We start from the raw sequence: 8891 nt of genomic DNA on the forward strand, positions 1-8891 counted from the left end.
CCCGCTAGCAGGCTCTATGCACAGTCCCGCTAGCCGGCGCGACCGGGAACTGTACCGCAGTTGCCGTGTTGACGATCGACGCCGTGGATTGGGGTACTCCCCTCCAAGACTCGTCCTATCCTACACGGAGCTTAGAACGCACCTGTGGAGGGGTTAGCGGAGATTTCTACGGTGCGGGTATCGGCTTCAGCGTCATCTACCCCGCCGGCATCTTCAGCGTCTTGGACCTCCTTCGGGGCCTCTGCTGGGTCAGCGCCCTTGATCATCCAGATGATGGTGTCGAGCTCCTCCGGCTTGACCAATACCTCACGCGCCTTGGAGCCTTCGGAAGGCCCAACCACACCGCGCGACTCCATGAGGTCCATGAGTCGACCGGCCTTGGCAAAGCCGATGCGCAGCTTGCGCTGGAGCATCGACGTGGAGCCCAGCTGGGAGGTGACCACAAGGTCGACGGCCTCCAAGAGGTCGTCCATATCCTTGCCGATCTCTTCGTCGATCTCCTTCTTCGCCTCCGAGGCCTTATCGTCCGTCACGCCTTCGGTGTAGTTCGGCGAGCCCTGTGCCTTCGCGGCATCGACAACCGCCTGCACCTCCTCGTCGGAGACGAACGCACCCTGCATACGCACTGGGCGGCCGCCCTGCGGGATGAAGAGGCCATCGCCCATACCAATGAGTTTCTCGGCTCCACCCTGATCCAGGATGACTCGAGAGTCCGTAAGCGAGGACGTCGCAAAAGCCAGACGAGAAGGAACGTTGGTCTTAATAAGACCGGTCACCACGTCCACGGACGGGCGCTGCGTTGCGAGCACAAGGTGAATGCCGGCTGCGCGCGCCTTCTGGGTGATGCGGACGATGGAATCCTCGATTTCCTTCGGGGCTGTCATCATGAGGTCTGCGAGCTCGTCCACGACACACACGATGTACGGGTACGGGCGCATTTCACGCTGGGAGCCGGCAGGAGCCTGGTATTCGCCACTGCGGACCTTCCGGTTGAAGTCCTCAATCTTGCGCACTCGGGCAGCCTGCATATCCATGTAGCGCTGCTCCATCTCCTCCACCAGCCACTGCAGGGCCGCCGCAGCCTTCTTCGGCTGCGTGATGATGGGAGTGATGAGGTGCGGGATACCTTCGTACGGCGTGAGCTCCACCATCTTCGGGTCGACGAGGATGAGGCGGACGTCTTCCGGCGTCGCGCGGGTCAACAGCGAGACCAGCATGGAGTTCACGAACGCCGATTTACCCGAACCGGTTGCGCCGGCCACAAGCAGGTGCGGCATCTTCTTTACGGAGAAAGAGGTGTATTGACCCTCGATGTCCTTGCCCAAGCCGATCAGCATGGGGTCATGGTCGGCGCGCAGTGCCGGGGAATCCAAGACATCGCGCAGCCGCACCATTTCGCGGTCAGCATTGGGCACCTCAATGCCGACCGCAGACTTGCCCGGAATCGGGGTGAGCAGGCGCAGGTTATCCGTCGCGACTGCGTAGGCCAGGTTGGACTGCAGGTTTGTAATCTTCGAAACCTTGACGCCAGGGCCCAGCTCGATCTCATAGCGCGTGACTGTCGGACCACGGCTAAAACCGGTGACCTGGGCATCGACCTTGAATTCTTCAAAGACCTCGGTGATGGCCTCGATGATGCGATCGTTAGCCTCCGTGCGTGCCTTCGCAGGTTTGCCGGCGGTGAGCAGGTCCGTCGTCGGCACATCGTAGCCGCCGCCCAGGGCAGTGTCTTCCGCACCACTCGGAGCTGCAGGTGTTTCTTCGGCTACGCTCTGGGCTTCATCCTCAATCTTGGCACCCGTTCGCGCATCACGTCCGGATCGTTCCTGGAACATGCGCACTGCCTCGGAATGAGCGGCGGAGACCACGTCCTCTCCCGCTGAGCCAGCCGACGCTGCGCTTGCCGACGCCTCGGCAGCCGCCGCTCCCAGTGCTGCACCGGCGGCACCGCCGACGTCCACGCGGGGACGCTTTTTCGGTGCTGGTTTGGATACTGGCTGCGGTGCCGCCTTTTGCTCTGACTGCGGAGCAGGCTCCGGTTCCGGCACGACAGGGATCTCATCTGTGTCATCGACACGGCTATCAAAGCTTGGGCGGCCGTGCTGTACCGGCTCCTGGGATACTGGCTGTGCCGCGGAGTCAAAGGAAACCGTGGCATTCTCATCCGGCATCTGCCTCGGGGGCTGCTTCGGTGTCAGCTTCGGGCGCGGGCGCGGAGTATACGCCGGGCGTGCGGGACGCTCGCGCCCTTCGGCGATGGCGTCGATGTCCTCGCTGGCGTAGCCGTAATCGTCCGCGGGGGCGTCGTCAAGCAGCTCCTCATCTGAGCGGTTCTTCCGATCGCGGAGTCCGCCGAGGAGCGCGGAAAACTGGGCGGCCACGAAGTCATATGCCTCGCGCAGGGTGATGCCAGTGATATTGAGCGCTCCGTACACGATGAGCAGGAAAAGCAGTGGCACCGCCACATAGCTGGAGAAGGCCGCTACCAATAGCTCGCCTACTAGATACCCGATGCCACCACCGGCCTCTCCGGCGGCATTGTCCTTCCAGGTCAGCTTCGGGAGCCCAGCGAAAATATGAATGAGGCTGAGCATGCACACCACGATGAGGGCGGTGCCACCCACGACGCGCGGCTTGAAATGGCCCGCGGGACCGGACAGGTCCATCATGAGCGCGATGGCAACCGCAATCAATGCCACGGGAAGGACATAGGCGCCTGCACCAATGACGTAGCGAACAGCATTGGTGAGGTATTCACCGATAATGCCGGCGACTTGGAACCACGTTGCACAGGCAAGGATGATGGCCACACCAATCAGCACGAGCGCAACCGCATCTGGATTAGAGACACGAATGCTCTTCTCCATGCGAGTAGGGCGCTCCATAACGGTCGTCGGCATATCACCGTCGACGTCATGGGCCCGGGTCACCTTGCTCTTCGACGAAGCAGCGCCCTCTGCCCTCTTGCTAGTTTTTTTATTCTTCGCGCGTCCAGAAATTTCCCCTGGCTCCCTCAACTCGTCGTAATCATCAATTGCCCCCTCATCATGGGGCGCATCATAAGCAGAATCGTAGAGATCCTCGTCCCGGCTTCCCGCTTCAGCTGGCTTAAGCCCAGCGAGGCCATGCCCGACTCCCCGCGCCATGCTTCCCATGCCCTTGGCGGTGGCGCCAAAAACGCTGCCGAGTCCGCGGCCAACGGCACGAAAGGCGCTGCCGGTCCTCTCCTCGGAGGTCTCGGCAGCGCGGGTTGCAGACGTCAGCGAGTAGCTTGTGCGGCCCGACGGCCGCGCCCGATTTACGGTGCGACCTCGACCGGAGGCGCGAGACGGAGCGTTCTTGACAGACATGCCTGCCACTCTAGTAGCAAACGCACCATTAACCACATACGCCACACGCGCATGCTAAAGAATTTTCGCAGTTCAGCCTACAGGCTTGACCTAACGATGGCGGAGGCATCGCCCTCGATCTCAACCCGCGCGGCCTCGCGGCCGAAAGCCCACAAAAGCAATTCGGCCACGGTGCCACGCACCCGCACCACTGCATCGCCTTGCTCCGAAACGTGCCGCTTATCCGCGGCCACGATCGGTGGAAAGCCCTGTGGTTCCAGCACGACAGGACGGCGAGAACGTGATAACAGCCGTGTGCCTAGTAGTTTCAACGGCGCACGAAGCTCGGCGTGTGCGGCTCGTGACAAATCCCGCGGTTCAGTGTGACCATTGGCGCGGCGAAGATCCTCATGATGGACAAAGTGCTCCGCAGCATTGAATACTGGGTCCGCATAGCGCAGAGGATTGAGTCTGCCCGCTCCCCTACCCCAGGAATCAACAAGCTCCTCATATGCCTTCTGCGCACGAATCTTCCTAGCGATGTCATCAGCATGAGAAGACAGTGCCGGGATAAAAGCCCCGATCGCAGCATCAGGGCGGTTCTCACGAACCCACAAATGCGTTATGAGGTCATGGGCCGACCAGCCCACGCACAACGTCGGTGCGTCGGGACCAAGTTCATGAAATAACGCCACCATTTTGGCGCGCTCGCTTGAGGAAAACGACATACGCCCCAGCATACCCACCAAAGACGGGAACGCTGGGGCGCTGTTGGCCTAAAGCCTAGAGCGATTCACGGGAAGCGTGAACTTCGTCGTCGTCAGGCAGCAAGATATCCGAGTTCGTCGGCACAATGGTCGGCAGAATCACCGGCTCGCGCTTGTACTTGGAATCCATGAGCTTCGACACCTTGCGGCGCAGCTTCTGCACCATGCGGTAGGTATCGTTCTCACCCTCCGCTGCGAGGTCATTCATGGTGTTCTCCACCATCTCAGCCACCTCGGGCACGATTCCGCGGTCATCGTCGGAGAAGCCCGTTGTGGACACCGTCGGGTGCTCGAGCAGGCGCGAGGTGCGGTTATCAATGACGCAGGTGATGGAAACAACGCCGCCAGCACCCAGGTTGGTGCGGTCCGCCAGGGTATCTGCGTCGACATCACCCATCGACACACCATCGACGTAGAGGTTGCCCACAGGGATCTGGCCGACAACTTCAGCGCGGCCGTTGCGCAGATCGACGACAACACCGTTCTGAGCCAAGACCACGCGGTCGCGGGCCACACCGGTGGAAATAGCCAGCTCCTTGTTCGCGCGGAGGTGGCGCCACTCACCGTGCACCGGCATCGCGTTCTTCGGGCGGGCAGCGTTGTAAAGGAAGAGCAGCTCGCCCCCGTAGCCGTGGCCGGAGGCGTGAACCTTAGCTTCCTTGTTGGTGATGACTTCAGCACCAATCTGAGAGAGCATGTTGATAACGCCAAACACGGCTTCCTCGTTACCCGGAATCAGGGAGGAGGAGAAGATGATGAGGTCACCATCGCGGACCGTGATCTGGCGGTGCTCGCGGCGGGCCATGCGGGACAGCGCCGCCATCGGCTCGCCCTGGGTACCGGTGGTAATGAGCAGCACCTTGTGCGGAGCCATCTTGGCTGCTTCATCGATCGGGATAATGGTGCCGCGCGGCACCTTGAGGAAGCCCATCTTCTCCGCAATTTCCATGTTGCGCATCATGGAGCGACCGTTGAAGGCAACCTTGCGGCCGGCGGCGACGGCGGCGTCGATAGCCGCCTGCACGCGGTAAACGTTGGAGGCGAAGGAGGCGATGATCACACGTTGCTTGGCCCCAGACACCAGGCGTTTAAACGTTGCCGGAATGTCGCCCTCAGAGGCAGACACACCCGGAATGTTGGCGTTGGTGGAGTCACACAGCATGAGGTCCACGCCCTCATCGCCGTAACGCGACAGGGCCGGCAGATCCGTCGGACGATTATCCAGTGGGGTCTGGTCCAGCTTGATATCACCGGTGTGGATGATGTTGCCGGCCGGGGTACCCAGCATGACGCCAAGCGCATCCGGGACGGAGTGGTTCACTGCCCAGAAACGGCAGCGGAACGGACCGTAGTTCACATCGGACTTCTCGTTGACCTCTACGAACTTCGGCTTCTGGCGGTGCTCCTTACACTTGGCCGCGATCAGCGCAATGGTGAAGCGCGAAGCCACGATCGGGATATCCGGGCGCAGCTTCAGCAGCCACGGAATCGCACCGATGTGGTCCTCGTGTGCGTGGGTGACGACGAGCGCCTTGACCTTGTGAATCTTCTTCTCAATCGGGCCAAAGTCCGGGAGAATCAGGTCCACGCCCGGCTCACCGGAGGACGGGAAGAGCACACCACAGTCGATGATGAGCATTTCGTCCTGGTACTCGAAGACGGTCATGTTTCGACCGATCTCAGAAATACCGCCCAGAGCATAAATACGCAGCGAATCCTTCTGCTGCTTCGGCGGCTCTGGCAGACGCTTGGTCAAGTCCGCGCCCTGCATGGACTTGGGCACATTGCGGCGACCGCGGTTGTTGTTGCGGTTACGGTTGTTACGACCACCGTTGTTGCTATTGCCGTTGTTGTGGTTGTTGTTGCCGCCGCGGCCGCGACCACGGCCGCCACGGGAACCACGAGAACGGGAACGACGGTTGCCGTCGTCAGAGTTTCCAGACTCCTTAGAGGTGGCGCCGGAAGCAGCCGATTCGTTCGGCGCTTGGAAAACCGGCGAAGCCGCCTCATTCGAGGCGGTCTCAGTCTCCGAAGGCGGACCCGCCTTACGGGTTACCTTGCGGGAGCGATTACGGGATTCAGTCATTCTTAAAGGACTCCAGCCTTTTCCAAATCGTGGCGGAGAGCCTCGATCTCCTCCGCGTCAGCCGCGGTAACTGGGAGACGAGGTTCTCCAACTTCAATACCCTGCAGGCGCAGGGCAGCTTTAACAAGAGTTACTCCTCCGAGGCGACCTTGTGCCTCGACGAGCGGGGACAAAGTTTTCGCGTTAATCTCTCGTGCACGTGCAATATCGCCTTCATCGAAGGCTACGCAGAGATCAGCCAGGGCCCGCGGAGCAATATGGCCAATCACGGAAATAACGCCCGAAGCACCGAGGGCCAGCCACGGCAAGTTCAGTCCGTCATCTCCGGAGTACCATGCCAAACCGGTTTCCTGGATAAGCGGTGCGGCTGCTACAAGGTCGCCCTTGGCGTCCTTAACAGCCTTGATGTTCGGCACCTCCGCGAGGCGAAGAAGGGTCTCCGTCTCAATCGGAATGCCCGAGCGGCCAGGAATGTCGTACAGACAAATTGGGAGGTCCACGGCGTCAGCCACAGCGCTAAAGTGCGCGTACACACCAGCCTGGGAAGGCTTGGAGTAATACGGGGTCACGACCAGAAGGCTGTCTGCTCCCGCATCAGCGAAAGCGCGCGCTGCCTCAATACTGGTGGCGGTGTTATTAGTTCCCGCACCAGCGCACAACTTAGCGCGGCCGCCTACCTCTTCCTTTACAGCTGCGAACAGCTCCAGTTTCTCATCCAACGACGTCGTCGGTGATTCGCCCGTGGTCCCAGACAAAATGAGCGAATCTACGCCGCTATCAACCAAATGAGCTGCTAGGCGACGACCAGCGGACACGTCTAAGCCGCCGTCCTGGTCAAATGGAGTGACCATAGCTACGCCTACGCGTCCGAAGGTGTCGACGCCTGCCTGTGCTGTCATACCTGTGCTCATAGGCGTCAAGATTACCTGCTTTCGCCCCCATTGGCCGCATCGGGGTCGTGCGCGAGTCTCCTACTGAGTGCTTTAAGCGTAGGGACTCGAGGCCATTTCGGTACCGTCAGCCAGGGTGGTGATATGGAAGTCGTCGAAAAGCACCGGCGATTGCTCCCGCAAGAGCTTTAAACACGTGACGGCGAGCTGGCGCATCTCTGTATCGGCCTGTTCAGTCGCCCGCGCGCCAATAAAGTGACGCCACGCGCGATAGTTTCCCGTCACGACGATGCGGGATTCCGTGAGATTGGGTAATACCGCACGCGCTGCTTGTCGAGCCTGTTTCTTGCGCAGCAATGCATTTGGCTCCTCTTCCAGCTTGGACTCGAGAGCGTCAAGGAGCTCCTCGTAGACAAACCTCGCTTCGTCGGCCACCTGCAAGGTCAACCGCGTTAGCTGTTCATCCTCCGCAATGAATTTGGGCAGAACTACCTCTGCTTCCTCGGAATGCACAAAGCGCTGCGAGAGCTGCGAGAAGGAGAAATGACGGTGGCGAACCAGCTCATGCGACGCCGACCGCGACAGTCCCCGTATATAGAGCGTCGCCGTGGCATGCTCCAGCAATGCATCGTGGCCTACCTCCAGAATGTGGTGCAGATAGGCCTGATTTGAGGCGGTACGGGGATTCGGCTTGTCGAAGGACTCATAACAGGCGCGCCCGGCAAATTCGACTAGAGCCTCGCTTTCCGACGCCCCCTCATCAACCTCCCAGTCCACTCCTCGCGGCGCATGGAAAGCGGTTGCCGCAATGAGCTGGACATCAAGCTCAGAGACTTTTGCCATTACAGCCCCAAGTACTTCTCAAGTCCCACGGTCAAGCCTGGGTGGGATGCAATTTCTCGTACACCCAGCAGAACACCGGGGGTAAAGGAAGAGCGGTCATAGGAATCCTGACGGATGGTCAAGGACTGGCCTTGAGTGCCGAAGATAACTTCTTCATGAGCCACCATTCCCTGCATACGGACTGCGTGGACGTGAACACCATCGACGTCTGCGCCGCGCGCTCCATCGAGAGACTGCTCGGTCTTGTCCGGCATAGCGTCCAAGCCTGCCTCCTGGCGAGCCTTTGCAATGCCCTGCGCAGTGTGAACCGCGGTACCGGACGGCGCATCGAGCTTGTTCGGGTGGTGGTATTCAACTACCTCGGCACTGTCAAAGAACTTCGCCGCCTGCGCGGCAAACACCATGGTCAGTACAGCTGAAATAGCGAAGTTCGGGGCGATGAGAACGTTGCCGGCGTCCTCTTTCTGAGTCCACCCCTCCACCTTGGCTAGGCGTTCTGAATCGAATCCCGTGGTCCCCACAACAGCGTGGATGCCATGTGCGATGCAAAACTCTAGATTGTCCATGACCGATGCCGGCTGGGTGAAGTCGACGGCGACCTCGGCACCCGATTCAACCAGCTTCTCCAACGGGGTCCCGCGGTCGATGGAAGCAACTAGCTCCAAATCCTCTGCCGCATTAACGCCTTCCACGATTGCTTGGCCCACGCGCCCTTTAGCCCCCAAGACGCCTACCTTGATAGTCATTCACAATCCCTTCATACGTGTTCGTGCGGTTAACTGTGCCCAGTCTATCCCTGACACCGGCGAGGTTTCAGACAGGGCTCAAAAGGCTGCCTTTAATACGCATTTTCTTCCTTTCGTTGCGGACACAGGCGACACCACTCAAGTCATTCGGCATCGAATGTCCTGGCTAACCCATGGTGGCTACCCCCGTTTATAGTGACGACTTGACATGAATTTAGCGCTAACTATGG

6 protein-coding genes are annotated in these 8891 nt (G+C 60.1%); all 6 read right to left on the reverse strand.

Going from position 1 to position 8891, the window contains the following annotated elements; all coding sequences use genetic code 11:
• Nucleotides 1-131: 131 nt before the first annotated feature.
• On the reverse strand, nucleotides 132-3350 hold the full coding sequence (locus tag HMPREF2996_RS10325; RefSeq protein ID WP_070731270.1) for a DNA translocase FtsK 4TM domain-containing protein: 3219 nt from the start codon (nucleotides 3348-3350) through the stop codon (nucleotides 132-134).
• Between the two features lie 77 nt (nucleotides 3351-3427).
• Entirely contained in the window at nucleotides 3428-4069 is a 642-nt protein-coding gene (locus HMPREF2996_RS10330) for a TIGR03085 family metal-binding protein (RefSeq protein WP_070731272.1), read from the reverse strand.
• Nucleotides 4070-4112: 43 nt separating this feature from the next.
• Nucleotides 4113-6182, reverse strand: coding sequence for a ribonuclease J (locus HMPREF2996_RS10335; RefSeq protein WP_070446719.1), 2070 nt, complete (start codon nucleotides 6180-6182; stop codon nucleotides 4113-4115).
• A gap of 2 nt (nucleotides 6183-6184) precedes the next feature.
• Nucleotides 6185-7093 carry a 4-hydroxy-tetrahydrodipicolinate synthase gene (gene dapA, locus HMPREF2996_RS10340; RefSeq protein WP_070711326.1) on the reverse strand — a complete coding sequence of 303 codons (909 nt, stop codon included), beginning with the start codon at nucleotides 7091-7093 and terminating at the stop codon, nucleotides 6185-6187.
• Between the two features lie 72 nt (nucleotides 7094-7165).
• Entirely contained in the window at nucleotides 7166-7915 is a 750-nt protein-coding gene (gene thyX / locus HMPREF2996_RS10345; RefSeq protein WP_070711327.1) for an FAD-dependent thymidylate synthase, read from the reverse strand.
• Entirely contained in the window at nucleotides 7915-8661 is a 747-nt protein-coding gene (dapB, locus tag HMPREF2996_RS10350) for a 4-hydroxy-tetrahydrodipicolinate reductase (protein ID WP_070711328.1), read from the reverse strand. Before dapB ends, thyX begins: the two co-directional genes overlap by 1 nt.
• Nucleotides 8662-8891 lie beyond the last annotated feature (230 nt).

This window comes from Corynebacterium sp. HMSC066C02, from assembly GCF_001814945.1.
In the GTDB taxonomy this organism is placed as follows: Bacteria; Actinomycetota; Actinomycetes; order Mycobacteriales; family Mycobacteriaceae; genus Corynebacterium; species Corynebacterium aurimucosum.

Excerpts from the sequence above, each read along its gene's own strand:
- HMPREF2996_RS10325 (WP_070731270.1), bottom strand. The coding sequence starts at position 3,350 with ATGTCTGTCAAGAACGCTCCGTCTCGCGCCTCCGGTCGAGGTCGCACC.
- HMPREF2996_RS10330 (WP_070731272.1), bottom strand. The coding sequence starts at position 4,069 with ATGCTGGGGCGTATGTCGTTTTCCTCAAGCGAGCGCGCCAAAATGGTG.
- HMPREF2996_RS10335 (WP_070446719.1), bottom strand. The coding sequence starts at position 6,182 with ATGACTGAATCCCGTAATCGCTCCCGCAAGGTAACCCGTAAGGCGGGT.
- dapA (WP_070711326.1), bottom strand. The coding sequence starts at position 7,093 with ATGAGCACAGGTATGACAGCACAGGCAGGCGTCGACACCTTCGGACGC.
- thyX (WP_070711327.1), bottom strand. The coding sequence starts at position 7,915 with ATGGCAAAAGTCTCTGAGCTTGATGTCCAGCTCATTGCGGCAACCGCT.
- dapB (WP_070711328.1), bottom strand. The coding sequence starts at position 8,661 with ATGACTATCAAGGTAGGCGTCTTGGGGGCTAAAGGGCGCGTGGGCCAA.